This is a genomic window from Pseudoalteromonas sp. KJ63-1, assembly GCF_055808145.1.
Window position 1 is genome coordinate 580304 of sequence record NZ_CM147855.1, and the last position, 21102, is coordinate 601405.

General features: G+C 40.1%; 16 protein-coding genes, 2 tRNA genes and 1 pseudogene. 12 read left to right on the forward strand and 7 right to left on the reverse strand.

Annotation, left to right across the window (positions count from 1 at the left end; translation table 11 throughout):
* Positions 1-24 precede the first annotated feature (24 nt).
* Positions 25-648 (forward strand): nicotinamide riboside transporter PnuC, encoded by a 624-nt coding sequence (gene pnuC / locus AC0L7Q_RS02735; RefSeq protein WP_413402927.1) that lies wholly within the window; start codon positions 25-27, stop codon positions 646-648.
* 3 nt (positions 649-651) lie between these two features.
* Positions 652-1455, forward strand: coding sequence for a phosphotransferase family protein (locus tag AC0L7Q_RS02740; protein ID WP_413401309.1), 804 nt, complete (start codon positions 652-654; stop codon positions 1453-1455).
* Here AC0L7Q_RS02740 and AC0L7Q_RS02745 read toward each other — a convergent pair.
* Positions 1452-1634: a helix-turn-helix domain-containing protein gene (locus AC0L7Q_RS02745; RefSeq protein WP_138605246.1), complete on the reverse strand. Its 183-nt coding sequence runs from the start codon at positions 1632-1634 to the stop codon at positions 1452-1454. The genes AC0L7Q_RS02740 and AC0L7Q_RS02745 overlap by 4 nt on opposite strands.
* A 237-nt stretch (positions 1635-1871) precedes the next feature.
* On the opposite strand from AC0L7Q_RS02745, the gene AC0L7Q_RS02750 reads away from it, so the two are divergent.
* Positions 1872-1946: transfer RNA gene (locus AC0L7Q_RS02750), tRNA-Arg, on the forward strand.
* 269 nt (positions 1947-2215) lie between these two features.
* Complete coding sequence (locus AC0L7Q_RS02755; RefSeq protein ID WP_413401310.1) at positions 2216-3433, forward strand: HD-GYP domain-containing protein; 1218 nt, start codon at positions 2216-2218, stop codon at positions 3431-3433.
* On the opposite strand, the pseudogene AC0L7Q_RS02760 reads toward AC0L7Q_RS02755, so the two are convergent.
* Positions 3393-3715: pseudogene (locus tag AC0L7Q_RS02760) on the reverse strand (hypothetical protein). The gene AC0L7Q_RS02755 and the pseudogene AC0L7Q_RS02760 overlap by 41 nt on opposite strands.
* Before the next feature lie 282 nt (positions 3716-3997).
* Here AC0L7Q_RS02760 and AC0L7Q_RS02765 point away from each other — a divergent pair.
* The gene (locus AC0L7Q_RS02765) at positions 3998-5299 is read left to right on the forward strand and encodes an outer membrane protein transport protein (RefSeq protein WP_413401312.1); all 1302 of its coding nucleotides are present in this window, start codon (positions 3998-4000) and stop codon (positions 5297-5299) included.
* A 170-nt stretch (positions 5300-5469) separates the two neighbouring features.
* Here the strand turns inward: AC0L7Q_RS02765 and AC0L7Q_RS02770 are convergent, their stop codons facing one another.
* The 3 genes from AC0L7Q_RS02770 to pepA all read right to left on the reverse strand — a co-directional run bounded on the left by AC0L7Q_RS02770 (position 5470) and on the right by pepA (position 10511).
* Positions 5470-8322: a valine--tRNA ligase gene (locus AC0L7Q_RS02770; protein ID WP_413401313.1), complete on the reverse strand. Its 2853-nt coding sequence runs from the start codon at positions 8320-8322 to the stop codon at positions 5470-5472.
* 58 nt (positions 8323-8380) lie between these two features.
* Entirely contained in the window at positions 8381-8827 is a 447-nt protein-coding gene (locus AC0L7Q_RS02775; protein ID WP_008112488.1) for a DNA polymerase III subunit chi, read from the reverse strand.
* Positions 8828-8999: 172 nt separating this feature from the next.
* Positions 9000-10511 carry a leucyl aminopeptidase gene (gene pepA, locus AC0L7Q_RS02780; RefSeq protein ID WP_054202239.1) on the reverse strand — a complete coding sequence of 504 codons (1512 nt, stop codon included), beginning with the start codon at positions 10509-10511 and terminating at the stop codon, positions 9000-9002.
* Positions 10512-10818: 307 nt separating this feature from the next.
* Here pepA and lptF point away from each other — a divergent pair, with 307 nt between their 5' ends.
* Together lptF and lptG are read left to right on the forward strand one after the other, a co-directional pair.
* Complete coding sequence (gene lptF, locus AC0L7Q_RS02785) at positions 10819-11931, forward strand: LPS export ABC transporter permease LptF (protein WP_413402929.1); 1113 nt, start codon at positions 10819-10821, stop codon at positions 11929-11931.
* The gene (gene lptG / locus AC0L7Q_RS02790; RefSeq protein WP_008466816.1) at positions 11928-12995 is read left to right on the forward strand and encodes an LPS export ABC transporter permease LptG; all 1068 of its coding nucleotides are present in this window, start codon (positions 11928-11930) and stop codon (positions 12993-12995) included. The genes lptF and lptG overlap by 4 nt, the downstream gene beginning before the upstream one ends.
* A 97-nt stretch (positions 12996-13092) precedes the next feature.
* Here the strand turns inward: lptG and AC0L7Q_RS02795 are convergent, their stop codons facing one another.
* Positions 13093-13593, reverse strand: coding sequence for an RDD family protein (locus tag AC0L7Q_RS02795; protein ID WP_138571397.1), 501 nt, complete (start codon positions 13591-13593; stop codon positions 13093-13095).
* Between the two features lie 271 nt (positions 13594-13864).
* Here AC0L7Q_RS02795 and AC0L7Q_RS02800 point away from each other — a divergent pair.
* The 5 genes from AC0L7Q_RS02800 (at position 13865) to AC0L7Q_RS02820 (ending at position 18972) form a co-directional block, all read left to right on the forward strand.
* Positions 13865-13949: transfer RNA gene (locus AC0L7Q_RS02800), tRNA-Leu, on the forward strand.
* A 319-nt stretch (positions 13950-14268) separates the two neighbouring features.
* Positions 14269-15258 carry a fatty acid desaturase gene (locus tag AC0L7Q_RS02805; RefSeq protein ID WP_055012847.1) on the forward strand — a complete coding sequence of 330 codons (990 nt, stop codon included), beginning with the start codon at positions 14269-14271 and terminating at the stop codon, positions 15256-15258.
* A 24-nt stretch (positions 15259-15282) separates the two neighbouring features.
* On the forward strand, positions 15283-16089 hold the full coding sequence (locus tag AC0L7Q_RS02810; RefSeq protein ID WP_409424746.1) for a LuxR C-terminal-related transcriptional regulator: 807 nt from the start codon (positions 15283-15285) through the stop codon (positions 16087-16089).
* An 84-nt stretch (positions 16090-16173) separates the two neighbouring features.
* A complete protein-coding gene (tyrS, locus tag AC0L7Q_RS02815; protein ID WP_409424747.1) occupies positions 16174-17436 on the forward strand; it encodes a tyrosine--tRNA ligase in 1263 nt (420 codons plus the stop codon).
* Positions 17437-17832: 396 nt separating this feature from the next.
* Positions 17833-18972, forward strand: coding sequence for a Na/Pi symporter (locus AC0L7Q_RS02820; RefSeq protein WP_008114296.1), 1140 nt, complete (start codon positions 17833-17835; stop codon positions 18970-18972).
* Between the two features lie 56 nt (positions 18973-19028).
* On the opposite strand, the gene AC0L7Q_RS02825 is transcribed toward AC0L7Q_RS02820, so the two are convergent.
* Positions 19029-21098, reverse strand: a complete 2070-nt coding sequence (locus tag AC0L7Q_RS02825) for a TonB-dependent receptor (protein ID WP_413401314.1) — start codon at positions 21096-21098, stop codon at positions 19029-19031.
* Positions 21099-21102 lie beyond the last annotated feature (4 nt).

Below are 21102 nucleotides of genomic sequence, written 5' to 3' on the forward strand. Positions count from 1 at the left end.
AACAAACACGGTCGTTTTATAATGATGGAATTTATAACGCAAGTACTTAGTGGTTTCACTGCCATGTCGCATTGGGAGTATATTGCGGTGGCTTTATCAATGGCGTATTTATTATTAGCTATAAAAGAGAATTTATGGTGCTGGCCAGCGGCTTTTTTTAGTACGTTTATTTATACCATAATGTATTGGAATGGCGCGTTGCTAATGGAGTCATTACTGAACTTTTATTACATGTACATGGCTGTGTTTGGGTGGGTTGTGTGGCGAAAAGGTAAAGCTAATCAAGCGCAACGGTTGATTACATCTTGGCCTGTAAACCGACATGTCATTTTAATAGTATTAACTACTCTGGCGTCATTAGCGATTGGTTACGTGATGCAAAATTACACCCATGCAGATTTTGCTTATCTGGATAGTTTTACTACTTGCTTTGCAGTGGTCACTACTTACTTAGTAGCTAAAAAAGTGCTCGAGAATTGGTTATATTGGATAGTGATTGATGCTGCATCAATGTATTTGTATTACGAAAAAGGTTATTACCCAACACTCGTGCTTTTTATATTTTATACCGTTATGGCAGCGTGGGGGTTTAAAACGTGGTACGAAGAGTATGAGCAAAGCCAAGCAAAACCAATGGCGCAACTATAATTCATGAAACAGCATTCTCAGTTAGTTAATATTTGTAGTGCGTTTTTAGCACCTAGCAAAATAACCTCAACAGAGCATTTGGTTAATGGCTTAAGTAACGATAACTTTTTAATACATACTGACTCCCAATCTTACTTATTAAAATGTTATCAATCATGTTGGCCAGAAGTAGCGCTAAATGCTCAATATGAGCTTAGTAAGCAACAAGTTTGCCCTGCACCTGTTTGGCTTGATAAACAAAATAAGCGAGCGGCTTTTACTTATGTAGAGGGAGAGGTTGCAGAGTCTTACTTAGCTATGCCGCTATTGGCTAAGCTGGCTAAAGTACACGCTCATACAACGAATACTCAAACGATGGATATTGCATCACAATTGCAAGCCTATCGGCATTTATTGGTGTTTAAACAGTTTGATAAGCACTTAAATAAAGTACTAGAAAACATTGCCAATATGCCCATAGAACACGGCTTTTGCCATAATGATTTAGTAAAAGAAAATATAATCGTTAACCCAAAAGGCGTCTATTTAATTGACTTTGAATACGCTCAAACTAACGATGTTTATTTTGATCTTGCTGCGCTAGCCGTTAGTTTTAACTTAGATAGTTCAACTAAACAGGCTTTGCTTAAAGGTTATCAAGTATATAAGGCGTCAGAGCTATTTTACCTATCTATGCACAAGCTTGAGTGCTACCAAGTAGTTTATTTGCTGTTATGTATAGGCTGGTATGAGCAACGCGCCATCAACAACAAAGTTGTTGAACTGCGCGCGCAATTGGATGAGCTTTTAGCATCAATGGGGAGTTAAAGCCCACCAAATCGAGCTGCTAGCTCTTTATATTTAGCTACTTCATCGGAGTCATATTGTGGTTCGCCATTAGCATCTTCACTTTTGGCAATAAGTAAGCTTTCGCGTGTTAAGCGTTTAACTCGCTCGACTTTAACTCCTAAAAACTCAGCAACTTGTTCTGTTGACATTAACTTCATAATTACTTCCTCATGTTTAATCTATCCGTTCAGTGACAATAATAGATAATATGTGTCTAAAGCGTTACTGTTTTTTTATAGAATATAAATAAATAGCGCTTTTTTTACCTTTTGTTAAGTGATTAGTTTAAATTATAGACATGTAAACGAATCATGCTGGTATTTATACAAAGATGCCTTTATTATTGCGCATGCTAAAGCATTGATATCGCGAGTTGATGTGGCGGCAACAAATGTGCTCTCGTGGTGAAATGGATATCACGTGGCCCTCCGGAGGCTGAGTTGTAGGTTCGATCCCTACCGAGAGCGCCATTTGCGTTTACTTTTTACTCCCCCTAAAAACCATTAAAGCTATTTAAACTCGCTTGCGATTTTTATTCTTCGTTAAATAATAATGCTTGTAGCAATCTAATTTACACCGTTAGGCGTATATTCAGTGCTATGTTTTTAGTTTAATATTAACAGTCGCAAGATTTTTAGTATTAATAATTTATTATTACCCTAAAATCGAAAGCTAGACTTTTATAGCCAAATAATGCTATTAAAGTAAATATCCCTTAATTATAGAAACCCTCACATTTATGTTAGTTACCTTACCTATATCAGAGCTCATTCCCGGCATGTACGTAAATAGCGTGACGAAGCAGCAGGAGAGTGTGGATGGTATAAAAATTAAAACCAGCGGTTTGGTACGTGATAAATCTATAATTCAGCGTTTAATTACTGAAGGAGTGTTAGAGCTTCTTATTGATTTTACAAAAAGTGATGTAGCTGTACCGTCTAAATATAAAGTAAAAGAAAAACCACAAGCCGATGCTACAAATCAAGATAAGCCCGCCAGTAAAAAGCGAGTTGTCAGCTTGCAACAAGAGTTTGCCAAAGCCAGCGTTAGTTATGATGCTCACAACAGAAAGTTACAAAGTATTTTTGGTGATTTAACCTCAGGTTTGTCACTGAATACTGATGCACTTAATGAGATAAGTAATGAAATAGTTAGCTCTGTATTTCGCAATGAACATGCTATGACTATTTTAACTCGCATAAAAGATAAACATAGCTATAACTGGCGTCATATGATCAATTGCACCATTTTTACGGCGGTATTCGCTAAGTATTTAGGGTATAAACGCGAAGTGGTTCAAGAGCTTGCTATGGGGGCATTGATGCATGACTTAGGGCAGGCTAAATTACCTCAAGGAATATTCTCAAAGCCTGGCAAAGTTACGGGTAATGAGATGACGGCAATAAAAAAGCATGTTGCACAATGCTTAGGGCTATTAAAAGGTGAGAAAGGTATCACCACTTTAATGCTGGATATGATTGTGAATCATCATGAGCGCCTTGATGGTTCTGGTTATCCTCGAGGAGTAGATGACAGCAAAATAAGTCGTCCTGCTCGGATTTTAGCGATTGTTGATGTATACGATGCACTTACAGCAGATAGGCCGCACCAAGAAGGGGACGAGCCTATAAATGCGTTGCGTTATCTGTTAGCAAACAAACAGCTATTTGATGCAGAGTTAGTACAGCTATTTATAAAGTGCTTAGGTGTTCACCCCGTGGGTACTATCGTTAAGTTAACCAATGAGCGTTTGGCCTTGGTGCTAGAGGGGAATCATTCAAACCCAATTAAACCTAAAGTTAAGCTTTTTTACAACGCAAAACATAATCATCATGTTACTGCAAAAGATATTGATTTGAGCTTAAATAATGATGAAGTAAAAATACAAGCAAGTGTAAAACCTGCTGATTATAAAATTAACTTACCTCGACTTTTAAAAGAGCATCTACTGCTTTAGCCTTTTGGCATCGTCTTTTTCTGTTTGTTTTAGCAGAAATATACCCACCTAAAAAGCAATTACCCATTAACGTTATCCACAATAACGTGCCTAATTCTACATGCAGTGCTAAGCAGCAAAAAACCAAAGAAATAATCGCCATACTAATGGCTGCTAACCAATAGTGATTGACTGGGTTGTCACATTTACCTGCCTGCGTACACGCGCAATAATTTGCTTTATAAAAAAATAAACACTTATACCGCAAAAAATAAGCGCTGTAACAATAAGTAAAATGATCACTGTCTTCTCCCTTGGTGACTTTATTAGCAGTGTAAATTGCAACGTAAGCTAAGTCAATGCAAATGAGAATTAATATCATTAGAGTATATACTCTAATACCATACTTCTGCTCCGATGAGTTTTAAATAGTTGTTAAAATGTAGTTAAAAAACGTGTTTTTTGATGTTTTTTAACGTTTTAGTAGAGTTTTTTATAAAAATTTAAGGTAGTGTACGCGGGTTTGAAATCCTAATAACAACACACATAGCTATCCAAACAGTGAGTTTGGCTAAGGACACAACAATGAAATTTACTAAAACTCTTATTGCGGCATCGCTGGCATTTGTTTCAGCAGATACCTTTGCAGCGGCTTTTCAGCTTGCTGAACAAAACGTATCTGGTTTAGGCCGCGCATACGCAGGTGAAGCGTCTGTAGCAGACGATGCGTCTGTGGTTGCACGTAACCCAGCATTAATGACGTTGTTTAAAGAGAAGCAACTTAGTGTTGCAGCTATGGCTGTAATTCCTGACGTGAGCCTTGAAGGTACAGGTAATGTCTACGGTTTAGATAACAGCGTACTAGATGATGACAGCATCGCACCTAGCGCGATTATTCCTGCTGGTTATTTCACTATGCCAGTAAACGATAAAGTATCCGTTGGTTTTGGTGCATTTTCTAACTTTGGCTTAGCGACTGAGTTTAACGATGATTACGCAGCTGGCCAAATTGCCGGTGAAACTGAAATTGTTACGGTAAACATGAACGCAAGCGTTGCTTATAAAGTTTCAGAGCAGTTTAGCTTTGGTATCGGCTTAAATGCAATTTATGCAGAAGCGAAGATTATTCGTAAGTTTGGTGTTGTACCTCCAGTGAACGCTGCTATAGCGTCTATTCCTGCAAGTGCTGATGCTGTTCACCTTGAGGGTGACGACATGGGCTACGGCTTAAATGTTGGCTTAATGTATCAGCTAAGTGAAAACAGCCGTTTTGGTTTTAACTACCGTACAGAAACAGACATTACTTTTGAAGGTGAGTACTCGAATGAGCTACCTTCATTTATTCCTGGTGGGTTGAACGGTCAAGTTGAATTACCTGGCTCAGTTGAAATTACATTACCAGCAATTGCTGAGTTCTCTGGTTCTCACCAATTAGATGAAAAACTAGGCGTTCACTACAGCGTATTGTGGACAGGTTGGAGCAGCTTTGATTCATTAGAAGCACAAGTTACTGCACCTACAGGTGGTAAGTTCAGCGCGTTTGAAAAAACAGAAGACTTCTCTGATGCACTGCGCTACTCAATCGGTACCGATTACCAGTACAGCGAAAACTTAATGCTTCGTGCTGGTTTTGCCTTTGATGAATCACCAGTATCACAACAGCATTTATCAATTTCTATCCCTGATACAGACCGTTTTTGGTTCTCGTTTGGTGGTAACTATGCGATCGATGAAAACTCAAATGTTGATTTAGGTGTGAGCGTATTACGTGGTAAAACACAAAACTTTACTGAAAAAGTAGAAAGCGAAACATTACCACAGCAATGGTCTTTTGAATCAAAAGGTCATGCAGTATTGTTAGGCGCGCAGTATAACTACACATTCTAATTCTGCCTAGAACCTAGAACCTAGAACCTAGAACCTAGAGCCTAGAGCCTAGAGCCTAGAACCTAGAGTCTAGACACAAAAAAGCCGCTTACTTCAAATGAAGAAAGCGGCTTTTTTATACTTATAAATTAACTGATTACGAATGGCATAAGCCATTCGTACTGGTTTAATTATAAGCTTTCTATTTTAACTTTTTGCTCTAGTAGCTTAGTTTTAGCATCGGTAAATTCAGCTAGCTTAGCATTTTCTTTAGCAAGTACCGCTTCAGGTGCATTGTTAACAAACTTTTCGTTAGCCAGTTTATTTTGCACTTGCGCTAGGCCTTTCTCTGCTTTTTCAAGTTGCTTGTTGATACGTGCAAGTTCAGCTTCCACATCAATTAAGCCCGCCATTGGGATCATAATTTCAAGGTTGCCAACATAAGAGGTTGCACACGCTGGGGCATCGTCTTTGTTTTCAAGCAAAGTAAATGCTTCAAGCTTAGCAAGTGACGCTAAAAACGATTCATTTTCGTTAATACGGCGCACATCGTCGCTCGATGCATTGGCTAATAATACTGATAGCGGCTTGCTTGGGCTGATATCCATTTCACCACGAATATTACGAATCGCTAAAATGAATTGCTTAACCCACTCTAAGTCATCCATCGCTTTAGCATCAACACTTGCTGCGTTATAAACAGGGAAGCCTTGAACCATAATGCTAGTGCCTGTTGTTTCAAGCCCTGCAAGTGGTGCTACACGTTGCCAAATCGTTTCTGTAATGTATGGCATCATTGGGTGCATTAAACGTAATAAGCTTTCAAGTACGGTAATAAGTGTATGACGTGTACCACGTTGCTGAGCTTCACTGCCTTTAAATAGTACCGGCTTAGTAAGTTCTAAGTACCAATCACAGAACTGGTTCCAGGTGAATTCATACAGCGTATTCGCGGCTAAATCAAAACGGTAGTTATCAAGGTGCTCGGTGTAGGTTTTAACCGTGCCTTCATATTGACCTAGAATCCAACGATCAGCTAACGAGTACTGTTTTTCACTGTCGTTAAAACCACAATCTTGCTCTTCTGTGTTCATTAATACGTAACGGCTCGCGTTCCATAATTTGTTACAGAAGTTACGGTAGCCTTCAAGGCGGTTCATATCCCAGTTTATATCACGACCAGTTGAAGCCATGGCTGCTAAGGTAAAGCGTAGTGCGTCGGTACCGTGTGCTTCAATACCGTTTGCAAATACTTTGCGGGTATCTTTTTCAATTTTAGCGGCAAGTTTAGGCTGCATCATGTTACCAGTACGCTTTTGTACTAAGTCTTCAAGGCCAATGCCGTCAATCATGTCTAGTGGGTCAAGTACGTTACCTTTAGACTTCGACATTTTATCGCCGTTATCATCACGTATTAAGCCAGTTACATACACGGTTTTAAATGGAACTTGTGGTTTGCCATTTTCATCTTTTATAAAGTGCAGCGTCATCATGATCATACGTGCAACCCAGAAGAAAATGATATCAAAACCGGTTACCAACACGTCAGATGGGTGGAAGGTTTTTAAGTCATCAGTATTTTCTGGCCAACCTTGGGTTGAGAAGGTCCACAGTGCTGATGAGAACCAAGTATCAAGAACGTCTTCGTCTTGGCTTAGTGCTACGCTATCTGCAATATTGTTGTCGCGGCGTACTTCTGCTTCATCACGACCAACGTATACGTTGCCTTCGCTATCGTACCAAGCTGGAATACGGTGACCCCACCAAAGCTGGCGTGAAATACACCAATCTTGTACGTCGTTCATCCACGAAAAGTACATGTTTTCGTATTGCTTAGGTACAAATTGGATGTCGCCGTTTTTAACTGCGTCTTTTGCAGGTTCAGCAAGTGGTGCAACACGTACATACCATTGGTCAGTAAGTAGTGGTTCAATAACAACACCAGAGCGGTCACCGTAAGGAACGGTTAGGCCATGGTCTTCAATTTTTTCAAGTAGGCCTAGCTCTTCAAATTCAGCAATAATCGCTTTACGTGCGTCAAAACGGTCCAGGCCATGTAAGCGCTCAGGAATTGGCGCATCAAATTCAAGTTCTTTACCATCAAAGGTGTATGTTTCACCTTGGGTTAAAATAGCCGCGTCTTTGTCGAAGATATTAATCATCGGCATCTTGTGGCGCTTACCAACTTCGTTATCGTTAAAGTCGTGCGCAGGGGTTATTTTTACACAGCCCGTACCTTTGTCTTTATCGGCATGTTCATCGGCAACAATTTTAATACGACGATTAACAATCGGTAGTAAAATCTCTTTACCGATTAGGTCTTGGTAGCGCTCGTCATCTGGGTTTACTGCCACACCTGAGTCACCCAGCATTGTTTCTGGGCGCGTAGTGGCTACAACAATATAGTCTTTACCGTCTTGCGTTTTTACGCCATCAGCCAGTGGGTAACGTAAGTTCCACATATGGCCTTGTTTGTCTTTGTTTTCTACTTCAAGATCAGAAATCGCAGTGTGTAACTTTGGATCCCAGTTTACTAGGCGTTTACCACGGTAAATTAGGTTTTCTTTATGAAGGCGTACAAATACTTCTTTAACAGCTTCTGATAGGCCATCGTCCATAGTAAAACGTTCACGGTCCCAATCAACAGAAGCACCTAAGCGGCGAAGTTGTTTAGTGATTGTGCCACCAGACTCGTTTTTCCATTCCCAAATTTTATCGATAAATGTATCACGGCCTAAATCGTGGCGTGTTTTACCCTCTTCTGCCGCAAGCTTTCGCTCTACTAGCATTTGCGTGGCAATACCTGCGTGGTCAGTACCTACTTGCCATAATGTATTGTTACCTTGCATACGTTTAAAGCGCGTTAAGGTATCCATGATGGTATCTTGGAAAGCGTGGCCCATGTGTAAGCTACCCGTGACATTTGGCGGCGGGATCATAATTGAATATGGGGTGCCTTGGCCAGATGGCTTAAAGTAGCCTTTTTGTTCCCAGTCTTGATATAGAGACTGTTCAATATCTTGCGGATTGTAGGTTTTATCCATTACACAGAACCTTAAATAAGTACTTAAATGAGTTAGTTAGCTTTGTACGCAGTGAGCGTTAGCGATTAATATCTTGCGTGGTGATATTGGCACCGAGTTGGCGTAGTTTTTTAAAGCGCTCACGAGCGGCTTGTTTGGCTACGGGCTCTACGGGTACAAAATCAAAAACTTGGTTAAACCGACGAATAAAATCCGGTAAGTGATTGGCCAAGTTAATTAATACTTTACGATTACCAACAGGTGGTGTTGTGCCAATTTCTACAGGTGCGCCGCCTTTTGGGCCTTCACCTTGTAAATTGTGGGGCACAAAACTGTCGGCATCAAATGTCCAAATAGTTTCGTCAATGCTGTTGGCGGTTGCTTCGCTGTCTACAAAAATAAATACGCGTTGACCAAGCCGATACTGTTGCCCAGCTATTTGAGCTGCTAAAGCAAAGTGATCATCGGCTTTAGCTAATGACTCATCTTGTTGCTTTAAAATGAAAAACTGGGCATTCATGTTCATTGTATCGGGATTTCCCATGACATTGATTGTGCTGTTATTAAATACACACAAATTAAGAAGGGGATTTTGCCATATAACGGGGTTTGCTTCAATTAATACCCAATAAATAAGGCGCTTTAAAAGCGCCTTATTTTATACTCTATATTGGGCTGTGAAGCCTTTTACAGGTTTGTTAGTCCTGGGTTGCTTCGCTAATGCCTGCTCGGTTTAATAAATACTGAGTTAGCATAGGTACAGGGCGACCCGTTGCGCCTTTTTTAGCGCCGCTGCGCCATGCCGTACCGGCAATATCTAAATGAGCCCAGTTATACTTTTTAGTAAATTTAGATAAGAAACAGGCCGCAGTAATAGTACCTGCAGCTCGGCCACCTAAGTTAGTAAAGTCGGCAAATGGGCTTTCTAGTTGATCTTGATAATCATCCCATAATGGCAGTTGCCATGCACGATCGCCACTTTGCTCCGACGCTTTTAATAAATCATGTGCCAGTGGATTATGGTTTGCTAATAAACCCGTAGCATGGGCACCTAAAGCAACAATACACGCACCGGTTAATGTTGCCACATCAATCACGGTTTCTGGTTCAAAACGCTCAACATAGGTTAGCGCGTCACATAACACTAAACGGCCTTCGGCATCAGTATTAAGTACTTCAACCGTTTGCCCAGACATAGTGGTTAAAATATCACCTGGGCGATAGGCGTTTGAGCTTGGCATGTTTTCACAACCGGCTAAAACGCCAATTACGTTTATAGGTAGCTGCATTTGTGCAAGCGAGCGCATGGCACCAATAACACCAGCAGCACCACCCATGTCGTATTTCATTTCATCCATGCCTTCGCCTGGTTTTAATGAAATGCCGCCTGAGTCAAAGGTTAAGCCTTTACCAACTAATACGATAGGCGCTTGGTCATCGCCTGCGCCTTTGTAGTTAATTACCGACATAACCGATTCGTTATCACTACCACGACCAACTGCTAGGTATGAGTTCATACCTAGTTCTGCCATTTTATCTTCGCCAATCAGCTCAACAGTGATGTTGTCAAAATTAGTCTCAAGTTCTTTGGCTTGCTCGCCGAGATACGCTGGATTACAAATATTAGGCGGCATATTGGCAACGTCTTTGCACAATTTGCTACCAGCAGCAATCGCTAGGCCATGCTCAATGGCACTTTCACCTATAGTCAGTTCGCGGCGCGTAGGAACGTTAAATACCATTTTTCGCAGTGGACGACGAGGATCTACTTTCTTGCTTTTTAGCTGATTGAAGGTGTATAAACAGTCTTGGGTTGTTTCTACCGCTTGACGCACTTTCCAATAGGTATCACGGCCTTTAACGTGTTGCTCAGTTAAAAAGCACACTGCTTCCATCGAGCCTGTTTCATTTAAGGTGTTGATAGTTTTTGAAATAATTTGTTTATATTGTTTATCGTCTAGTTCGCGTTCTTTACCGCAGCCAACGAGTAGAATACGTTCGCTTAAAATATTAGGTACATGGTGTAATAGTAATACTTGCCCTGGCTTACCTTCTAAGTCGCCACGGCGTAATAAATTTGAGATATAACCATCGCTGATTTTATCAAGTTGTTCACCAATGGGGGATAACCTGCGTGGTTCGTATACGCCAACAACAATACATGCACTGCGTTGTTTTTCTGGGCTACCACTTTTTACGTTGAATTCCATTGTCACTCCTGATTTTGAGTCATCTATAGAAGCTAAGTTGGGACTAAAAATGTGTTTTCTAGTCTTTTTACCTAAATTTTTAGGTCTAGCGCTAATATTAGTAGATTTTACTCGACTCTTACTGTGTATTTGAACTTTATATGCTTAAGGGTTACTAATGCAACATTATATCGTGATGTTAGGTAGGATAATTAATATTGATGGCTTATAATATGTGCTTAATACTCATTTAAAATGAGTGAATTAACTAGTTCACTCATTGTTTTTTATTACTAAATTGAAATTCCATGTTTAACAGGGGCGAATGTTGCTAATTTTCCGTTATTTGACCACTGAGGTTTTAAAATCGCAGGTCGCCGTATTTTTAACTTTAATGACCATATTTTTGTCGCAAAAGTTTGTTGTCATTCTTGGTGATGCCTCAGAAGGTAGTATCCCAGCAAAGCTTGTGTTTGCCATGATTGCGCTTAAATTGCCGCAGTTGGCATCGTTAATTTTGCCTCTGAGCTTATTTTTAGGAATTATTTTAGCTTACAGCCGGATTTACGCCGACAGTGAAATGACAGTACTTAAAGCCTGTGGCGTGAGTGAGTGGTATGTAGTGCGTATTACGCTAATTTCAAGTGTCATTTTAGCGTTGTTGGCCGCGGTACTTACTTTGTATATTGCACCGTGGGCAAGCGAACAAGAATATCAACTTAAAGAGCAAGCCAAGGCTGATGCTGGTTTATCTGCACTTCGAGCTGGACGTTTTCAACAAACCGGTAACGAAAAAGCCGTGGTGTTTATTCATAATATTGAAAATGGCGGCAAAGAGCTCAACAAAGTTTTTGTGGCACAACTACCCGATAGTGAAAAAAGTGACCTAGCGCGTTTAGTTTATGCAGAGCAGGGCGTTGTTATTGAAGCGCAAAATGGTGAACAGCAGTTAGTGCTCACTGATGGTAAGCGCTATGAAACTGACGGCGAAGCGCCTTCACTTAACTTAACTGAGTTTGATGGTTACAGCGTACAAATTCGCGAGCAAGAAATAGAACATCAACGTCGTAAGTTAGAAGCCGTGCCAACTCGTGAATTAATAGCCATTAACACTCCAGAAGCAATTGCACAGTGGCAATGGCGTTTAGCTATTCCGTTATCTATCCCATTATTAACTTTACTAGCAGTACCCCTGAGCGTTGTTAATCCACGCCAAGGTAAATTTGCTAAATTAGTGCCCGCTTTGAGCTTATATTTAGGGTATTTCATTTTACTCAACGCGGCTAAGTTTGCGGTAGAAGATGGGAAAATTCCGCCCTCTATTGGCCTATGGTGGATTCACCTAAGTGCATTATTTATAGGTAGTTTATTAATTATTAAAGGCCGCCCATTAGGTGTTTGGCTGAAGGCTGTCGTGACTAAACGGGAGCAACACATATGATGAAAACGCTTGATTGGTATTTAGGCCGTAGCATTATGCAAACCACTGGATTTGCACTAATGGTGTTGGTGGGGATCAGTACTTTAATAAAATTTATAGAGCAACTTAAATCGGTTGGCCGTGGTAGTTACGATATTATGACCGCCTTGCTATATACCATTTATAGTATGCCCGGCGATTTAGTGGTGTTTTTCCCAATGGCAGCACTTATTGGTGGCTTAACTGGGTTAGGCGCTTTAGCTTCTAATAGTGAGTTGGTAGTAATGCAAGCCGCGGGTATGTCGCGTTTACAAATCATTGGCTCGGTAATGAAAACCGCAATTTTTATGGCGCTGTGCGTAATGGCGCTAGGTGAGTGGGGGGCGCCCGCTGCTCAGCTGCACGCCAAAGAAATGCGTAACCAAGCTATTCATGGCGGGGATGTATTTAATGCACAAAAAGGCGTGTGGGCTAAAGATGGCAGTAACTTTATTAATATTGAAGATGTTGACCAAAATGGCATGCTGCGCGGCGTAAATATGTACCACTTTGATAAGTCGTTGCAACTTACACAAATTACTAAAGCAAAAGAAGCAGTAGGGCGTGATAATGGCTGGCTACTGCGCGATGTGAACAAAGTATTGATCAGTGAAGAGCTAATTACCACGGAGCAAGTTACTGAAGAGTTTTACTCATCTCAGCTGACCGGTGAAAAACTTGGCGTGGTTTCAGTAAAACCAGAGTCACTGTCATTTTCAGGATTGTGGTCATATTTAGCTTATTTACAGCAAAATGAGCAAGATACAAGTACCTATGATTTAGCACTATGGCGTAAATTAATGCAGCCAGTGTCTATTGCTGTGATGTTGTTGGTTGCCTTATCGTTTATATTTGGTCCGCTGCGAACCGTAACTATGGGGGCACGAATTATCATGGGAGTGGTAACGGGGATAGTGTTTCACTTAACTAATGAGATATTTGGCCCTGTGGTAATGGTATATCAAATCCCAGCCATTGTAGGCGCCGTTCTACCGAGCATTTTATTTACTGGGTTTGCAGCTTATTTGATGAATAAGCGGGTGTAGCTAGACTTAAAGCTTAAATAAAAAACGCGGCCTTTTTTAAAAGTGCCGCGTTTTTTATGCTTTAGCTTGAGGTTATACCAATTCACTAGATTAAGTATTAATCTAGTTCGCGATACACGCGTTTATTTTCTTCTTTGGTGAGCGTAACCACTTCGGTTTTTGATAAGTAATCTTGTAGTGCTTTTTTATTTTTAAAGTCGACTAATACCACTAAATTTCCTAAACCAAGTAATGCGCTGATACTGCGGATAATAGCTTGTGGCCAGCTAATTAAACTTCCTTGGTTGGTTTGTACTTTTAAGCGCCATGCTCGCATACCAATTGTTTGCCCACTTTTCGTCCAAAAATAACCAAAAAATACCAAGCCAACAAGCACCAGCAGCGAGCTACGAATACCAGAAAGTAATAGTGAATCTTGAATACGTGCAGATACATCTTCAGCGCCATTGAGGGCAATAACATCAAGGGAAATAAGTCCTTGGATAGCAAATAAATACAATACCACCGTTAGCATCGCAAAAGCGATAATAGCTAATGTGTCGTACACCAATGACGCAAAACGACGCCAAAACCCTGCTCGTGGAAACTCAGCCGACATAAATATACTCTCACTGTTAATGTGCGCGATAGTTTAGCAAATAAGCCGCTAAATACTACCTATTACGCTATGTGCTTAACCAGCTATTGGTTCAAATGTTAATGGTTGCCTAAATGTTAAGCGGTCGATCACGCTTAATACATAAAACGCTTGCCGCTTTGCTCATTGTTTGTATAATGCTAGGCAATGAGATGGAAGAGGGTACATAATCTTTCACTCTTAAGTGGTTTTTCTTTATCTTCTCGTGTTTAGAAGGTTAAAGAAAAATGATGCCAGCGTGATGAAATTGGTATACATGGGGGATTCAAAATCCCCTGCCGCAAGGCGTGCCGGTTCAAGTCCGGCCGCTGGTACCACTTTTTATAGCCCCGACCAAATTGGTTGGGGTTTTTTTATGCCTAAGATTTGAGTCGCCGGATTTTAATTACAAAAAATGTGTCCAACATTGCTACTTTTATAAGCAGTAGGTTTTGATCTAAACTTGGCCTGTAAACGTTTTGGTTTACCTAACCTTAACCTCTGCTTGAGATAGGTTTCTTATCCAGAACTAAGGTTAGATAGTAAACACAGGCCTGACTTTAATCGTATTTTTCATTGATACGGGTGTGCTAAGTTATGCAATGTGTTTTGACTCGGGTATTATATACCTCAACCTCTTGTTGCGAATAAAACATCATGACTCAACTAACCGCAAAACAGAATATTCAAGCCATTGTAAAAGCGATTAAGGCTGAAGAAGCCTTACTGCGTAAAAAACACCCGCTATTAATGCATCAAAATACCTTAGGAATGGCTATTTTATTACTTTCTTTGAGTGCATTAATCGGAATTGGCACGCTGTATTATTTTGCTATTATTCCCGCTTGGCTATGCATTATTTTAGCGGCCATTGCTACCTCAATTTCCCATGAGCTTGAGCATGACTTAATCCACAAACAGTACTTTAGCAACCAACCATTTTTGCATAATTTTATGATGTTAACCGTGTGGCTGATGCGTCCTAATACCATAAGCCCATGGTACCGTCGCAAGATGCATTTACATCATCACAAAACGTCGGGTACTGAGCAAGATTTAGAAGAGCGTTTGGTAGGTAATGGTATTAAAAATCCGTTTTTACGTGCCTTGGTAATTGTTGATGGATTACTCGGTTTATTAATTAATGCAAAACGTTTTAGTAAAGAAATTAATGGGTTTAGCTTCTTTAAAGTGTTTAATGCAGGTTTTCCCATTACTACTGCGTATTTCGCCATTTTATATAGCGTAATTGTGTTTCACTTAGTTAATTTGTTCACTCCACTGGCTGCTAATTCACCTGTATTGCTGCTTGATGCAATGAATGTGTTTGAATTTCTAATGGTGGTGCTGATTGTGCCTAATATTGTACGTTCGAGCTCCCTTAATTTTGTTACTTCAAGTATGCATTATTACGGCGGTGTTAATAATATGCTTGAACAAACTCACGTCATCACCAGCCGTTTGTTTATGCCATTTAATTTATTTTGCTTTAACTTTGGGCATACTCATACTATTCATCATTTTGTGCCGAATCAGCCGTTTTATTTACGACAAATGATCAGTAAAAAAATCCTTGAAGTGATGCGCCAACACGGCGTGCGTTTTAATGATTTTGCCAGTATTAAGCAAGCAAACTTGTATCAGTGATACTCAGTGTAAAATGGCATCATAATGCAGTCGGACTCGCAGCAGCAATTAACTCAGCAAGATGCGTTAGCGCAATGTGTACAAGCTATAAAGGGGACCAGTTTTGCGCAAAAGCTGGTTAATTACATTGCCCTTATTGTTGAGTTTGATTGTGCGGTTGTATTGGCTTGCAGAGTAAATAAGCATCCCATTTATTTATTCGATTCTATCGAGAAACAGCGTGAACTTTTATTTCAGCGCTACCTTACTAACTCGTTTGTAAACGACCCTTTTTATACTGAACTGATTAGTAAAGCTGAGGAAGGAGTATTTCGGCTCGCTGATATAGCTCGTTATCAAGATGAACTGACCTTTAAGGCATATCAACAGCAGTTTTATACTCACACTGACTGGACTGATGAGCTAAGTATTTGTACTAATATAGGTAACGGTCGCTCGATTGTTATTTACCTTGGTTTATTATCCAATAACCAGCGCTTTAGTGCGTTGCAAAAGCAGCAATTAATAGCACATTTTAATTTAATAAAAGCACTGTGTAGCCAACATTGGGGTAGCCAAAAATTACTATTAAATCAATTTAATAGTTCAGTTACTGGGCAGCTTATAGAAAATGCCCTCACATCATTTGCTAACCAACAACTCACTCAACGAGAGCATCAGGTTGCTTGTCTAATTGTGCAAGGTTGCGACTCCGCAGATATTGCTTCTCAGCTTGGGATCGCCCTAGGTACAGTTAAAAACCATCGTAAACGTATATATGCACAGTTAAACGTTGCTTCACTGAGTGAATTCTTCCGACTGTTTTTAAACCATTTAATGCTGACAAAATAAAGCGCGTTTATGTCCCTTTAGGGATATAGTGCACATCGCTGAGTTTAATTAGTATTTTTCTTATAGATAATTTTGAGAAATACGATGACAGCACATTTACTTAGCGACATTATGCAGCGTGGTTTAGTCTCTCAAGTGAGTAATATTGAGCAATTAACCCATAAGCTTAAAACTCCACAGGTGGTTTACTGTGGCTTCGATCCTACCGCAGGTAGCTTACACATAGGGCACTTAGTACCATTAATAATGCTAAAGCGTTTTATGGATGCAGGGCATCAAGGTGTGGCATTAATTGGGGGTGCTACAGGGTTGATTGGTGACCCGAGTTTTAAAGTCACTGAGCGTAGCCTAAATACTAAACAAACGGTGTCACAATGGGTGACAGCGCTTGCAAACCAAGTTGAAAGTGTACTTGGTCCGCATTTAAACAAGCCACTGCAGATAAAAAATAACGCTGACTGGTTTAGCTGTATTGATGTATTAGACTTTTTTCGTGATGTAGGTAAACACTTTTCAATTAATACCATGATCAACCGTGAGTCAGTAAAACAACGTTTGCAACGTCCAGAGCAAGGGTTGTCGTTTACTGAATTTAGTTACTCCTTATTGCAGTCGTATGACTTTGCAAAGCTCAATAGTGAGTTAAATTGTACTTTGCAGATAGGCGGTAACGATCAGTGGGGTAATATTGTCAGTGGAATTGATTTAACCCGCCGTTTAAACCAGCAAACAGTGTTTGGTTTAACACTGCCACTTATTACTAAGTCAGATGGTACAAAATTTGGAAAAACTGAGGGCGGTGCTATTTGGCTCGACCCTAAAAAAACCTCGCCGTATCGCTTTTATCAGTTTTGGTTAAATTGTGAAGATGCTGATGTGTATAACTTTTTGCGTTTTTATACTTTTTTATCAGTTAAAGAAATTGAGGCCATAGAAGCAAACGATAAGATAAGCGGCCAAAAGCCTCAAGCACAGCGCATTTTAGCTGAGCAATTAACCCGTTTTGTTCATGCTGAAGAAGGCTTGGCAAGTGCGCAGCGTATCACTGAGTTGTTATTTAATGGACAAGTACAAACCTTAAATTTAAATGATTTAGCACAATTAGAACAAGACGGCTTACCAGTAATAACCCTTACTGAAATTAATATAACCACCTCCGCGCTATTGGTTCTCAGTGGTTTAGCAAACTCTAAGCGTGCCGCAAGAGAACTGATAGCTGCAAACGCAGTAAAAATTAATGGTGAAACAATTTCGGCTGATCATAGTCAGTTAAATTTGGCATTGCATCAACGTTTTTGGTTAATACAGCGAGGTAAAAAACAATTTAGGTTAATTAAACTCAATTGAATTTCCCTCTAATGGTGATTTTTTATGTGGTTTTAGGGGTTATTCTTAATCCAAACTACTTGAGTTTTTTAAAAGTCTTCATTGTTTTTTCTCATTACAATAACGGTAATTAATAATTTAATTGCCGTTATTAATGTGTTTTGTAGGCATTTGTAAATCACTGTGAAATGCTAAGTTAAAAGTAACTTTTTTAAGTGGCTGATAATAAAGTAACTTTGCTATCTGTTTTTAATAGCGCTGTGCGCACGAGTTGTTTCTTTGTATTAATCTCTTTACTCACTCAAGCACGTTAATCGAATTGAAATATTTCTGTAATATTTAGGTGTTCTAATGCGCTCTGAAACAAAAACGTCATCAAAATGCCATAATCGGCAAGACAAAAATTGAGATTTAAACATGAGTGAATCAAAGCGCAATACGCTATTAATAAAAACGCTTAACTGGGCTGCTATCGCCTTTTTAGTTTATTTAGTCCTAGTAGCCGTTGGTACTGTCAGTGGTGGTTTTAAATTAGCGTCGGGCGGTACTGAGGGAGCAAAAGAAATTTTTGCATTCGCAACCAACCCGTTTATCGCATTATTATTAGGTGCTTTGGCAACGGCTTTAGTGCAATCGTCATCAACGGTTACCTCAGTAATAGTGGGCCTTGTTGCTGGCGGCTTACCGTTAAGTATTGCGATTCCAATGGTAATGGGCGCAAATATTGGTACGACTATTACTAACACCTTAGTGTCTATTGGTCATATTCGCTCTAAAGAAGAGTTTCAACGTGCGTTTGCAGCATCAACGGTTCATGATTTCTTTAATTTATTTGCCGTTATTATATTTTTACCGCTTGAGATAATGTTTGGTTTGCTGCAAAAAATGTCCGCTGCTCTGTCGCACCTATTTATTGGTGATGCTGACTTATCATTAAAGAGCTACAACTTTATTAAACCACTTGTTAAACCAGCTGTGGGTGTAATAAAAGACGCATTTAGCTTCCTAGACACAAAAATGCTAGGTGCAGCGATGGTTATAGCAGGTATTTGTTTGATTTTATTTGCCGTAACTACATTAGGTAAACTACTTAAAAAAGCATTGGTTGGCACTGCAAAAGATATACTGCATGGTGCAATTGGGCGCGGGCCTATCGCGGGTATCACATCAGGTGCGGCGGTAACAGTTATGGTTCAGTCGTCGTCAACCACAACGAGTTTAATGATCCCACTTGCTGGAAGTGGTGTGTTTACTACACGTCAAATCTATCCATTTACGCTAGGCGCTAATATTGGTACAACCATTACCGCTTTATTAGCTGCCACATCAATTACAGGGCCTATGGCTGAAGTGGCGCTAACGATTGCTTTAGTACACGTTATGTTTAATGTATTTGCGGTTGCACTAATTTACGGAATTCCTGTACTACGTGAAATTCCGCTTAAGTTAGCCGAAAAGCTAGCCGAAATTGGTACAAAAAATAAATCAGCTGCATTAGGCTATGTGTTAGGGTCATTCTTTGTGGTGCCAGGTTTAATTGTACTGGCCGTTAGATAAGCAAATAGATGAATAAAAAGAATGCGCTATATAGCTTATATAGCGCATTTTTTGTTTTACCATTGGTAACTTACAGACAGCATGGCATTACGCGGTTTTCCTGGGAAGTAACGATCGCCAGTAAAACTAGTGTAATCGGCGCGCTGTGCGTAAGCCGTGTTGGTTAGATTTATTATTCGCGCACTGAGTAATAATTGTGGGCTTATTTGCCATTGGCCGCGCAAGCTTAAAATATCGTGGCCTTGATATTCATGTAAGTTTTCAGGGTCGGTAAAGTAGCGACTCACATAGTGCCATTGCAGAGCAAGACTAACATGCTCGTTGGCTTGCCAGTTAAAATCGATATTAGCGACCTTTCGAGGTGCGGTATCAATATCGTTACCTTTAATATTAATACTGCCGATGATTTGCTCATTCGAATACGTATGCTTGGCATAAGTGCCTGCGAAGTTAACCGATAAGTGCTGATTAAAGCTATGCGCTAACTCAAGCTCAATGCCGCGATGTCGAGTTTGGCCGTCATTAACAGTAAAAAAGTCACTGTCACGGTAGATGGTATTGTGCTTGCTCATCGCATAAGCCGACAAACCGTAGCGAGTATTGTTGTACACCCCTTTAATACCTAACTCAGCATTATTTGCTATTTCTGCGTCTAAGTCGGCAGTACTTTGCTCGCGTTGTAATTGGTAAAGCTCAGCTGCTTGTGGGGCTCTATAGCCTCTTGAAAAGTTAGCGTATAATGTATTGTTAATATTAAGCTGATAGCTCACACCGAGTTTTGGCGAAAGATTACTAAAGCTGTTTTTAGTGCTCTCGGGGCGACTATAACGACAGCCACCAAAACCACATTCACTGCCATTTTCTTTTGTACGCCCTGTAAGCATATTGTTTTGATAGTCATATTGCATATGTTCATAACGTACACCTGCGGTTATAAGCCAATTATTTAGCTGCCAATCAATAGCGGCAAATGGGGCATATAAGGTGGCATCAACTTTGTAATCGTAATGTTTACCTTGCGGTACTGTGGCTACTAAAAACGCAGAACCTTGGATCGGTTTATCTTGGGTTTGTAAAAAATCGGCTTGGGTAAACTCACCATCAAAACCAAGCTTTAAGTTGGTATTGTCGTTCACATAATGCTGATAAAGCGATTGTAGACCAAACCCAGTTTGGCTATTTTTTTCAAGTGGTGTGCCGGGTAAAAAGTGTTTAAAAAAGTCCATGCTTTGGTCACGAATATAAGGAGTAACAACTAGAGTGTTCTCTCCTAATTGCCAGCTAGCTTTACTCCAAGCCCTAAGCGAGCGAGCTTTTCTAAAGGCGTCGGGATCAAAGTTTTGCTGTGCTATATCTTCATCTTTATAGCTTTGAAAACCGCTAATATAACCAGCAGTTTGTTGATCTAAATTAGTATACGTAAGCCCAGAAACTAAGCTTAAGTTGTTATTATTATAGCGATGGCGCACATTTATTTTTTGTTGCTTTACGCTTTCATCATCTCGATAACCGCTATCATCCGTAAAACTAGCATTAATACCTAGGCCTGAATTATCCATGGCATGGCCGGCACGTAATTTATAGCGAGCATAACCATAAGAGCCATAATCAAAGCCTAGTAAACCACCATCCTGCGTAGTATCAGGGGTAATAACGTTAATTACACCATGCACTGCATTAGAACCATAAAGTGCAGAACCTGGGCCTTTTAATACTTCAATACGCTCTGCCATTTCGCTATGCGCTTCGAATAGTTCATTGATATTACAAAAACCCGCTGCACGAAGGGCTATACCATCTTCAGCAGTTAAAACACCACCACAAGCGCCCGTACCAGAAAGTACTTGCGAGCGCAGAGCCGGTAAATACTCTTGGCCATTTCCACGTTGCACATTGGCACCTGCAACGCGTTGCAGCGCTTCTTCTACGTGGGTAGGAGCTATAAGTTCAAGCTGTGATTCACTTAATACACTGATCACTAAGGGTAATGGCGTGGATAATGCTTCACTACGTGATGCTGTGGTAGTGATACGTTCAATTGATTGTGCGGTATCTTCAGCACACGCACTATTAACTAAACCTAACTGACTGCATAACAACAAAGGGGGTAAATAGTAATATTTCATAAAT

Coding starts and splice junctions, on each gene's coding strand:
- lptG (WP_008466816.1), top strand. CDS start 11,928: ATGATGAAAACGCTTGATTGGTATTTAGGCCGTAGCATTATGCAAACC.
- AC0L7Q_RS02825 (WP_413401314.1), bottom strand. CDS start 21,098: ATGAAATATTACTATTTACCCCCTTTGTTGTTATGCAGTCAGTTAGGT.
- AC0L7Q_RS02820 (WP_008114296.1), top strand. CDS start 17,833: ATGAGTGAATCAAAGCGCAATACGCTATTAATAAAAACGCTTAACTGG.
- AC0L7Q_RS02740 (WP_413401309.1), top strand. CDS start 652: ATGAAACAGCATTCTCAGTTAGTTAATATTTGTAGTGCGTTTTTAGCA.
- tyrS (WP_409424747.1), top strand. CDS start 16,174: ATGACAGCACATTTACTTAGCGACATTATGCAGCGTGGTTTAGTCTCT.
- pnuC (WP_413402927.1), top strand. CDS start 25: ATGGAATTTATAACGCAAGTACTTAGTGGTTTCACTGCCATGTCGCAT.
- AC0L7Q_RS02770 (WP_413401313.1), bottom strand. CDS start 8,322: ATGGATAAAACCTACAATCCGCAAGATATTGAACAGTCTCTATATCAA.
- AC0L7Q_RS02745 (WP_138605246.1), bottom strand. CDS start 1,634: ATGAAGTTAATGTCAACAGAACAAGTTGCTGAGTTTTTAGGAGTTAAA.
- AC0L7Q_RS02810 (WP_409424746.1), top strand. CDS start 15,283: ATGCAGTCGGACTCGCAGCAGCAATTAACTCAGCAAGATGCGTTAGCG.
- AC0L7Q_RS02805 (WP_055012847.1), top strand. CDS start 14,269: ATGACTCAACTAACCGCAAAACAGAATATTCAAGCCATTGTAAAAGCG.
- AC0L7Q_RS02765 (WP_413401312.1), top strand. CDS start 3,998: ATGAAATTTACTAAAACTCTTATTGCGGCATCGCTGGCATTTGTTTCA.
- AC0L7Q_RS02795 (WP_138571397.1), bottom strand. CDS start 13,593: ATGTCGGCTGAGTTTCCACGAGCAGGGTTTTGGCGTCGTTTTGCGTCA.
- pepA (WP_054202239.1), bottom strand. CDS start 10,511: ATGGAATTCAACGTAAAAAGTGGTAGCCCAGAAAAACAACGCAGTGCA.
- AC0L7Q_RS02775 (WP_008112488.1), bottom strand. CDS start 8,827: ATGAACATGAATGCCCAGTTTTTCATTTTAAAGCAACAAGATGAGTCA.
- AC0L7Q_RS02755 (WP_413401310.1), top strand. CDS start 2,216: ATGTTAGTTACCTTACCTATATCAGAGCTCATTCCCGGCATGTACGTA.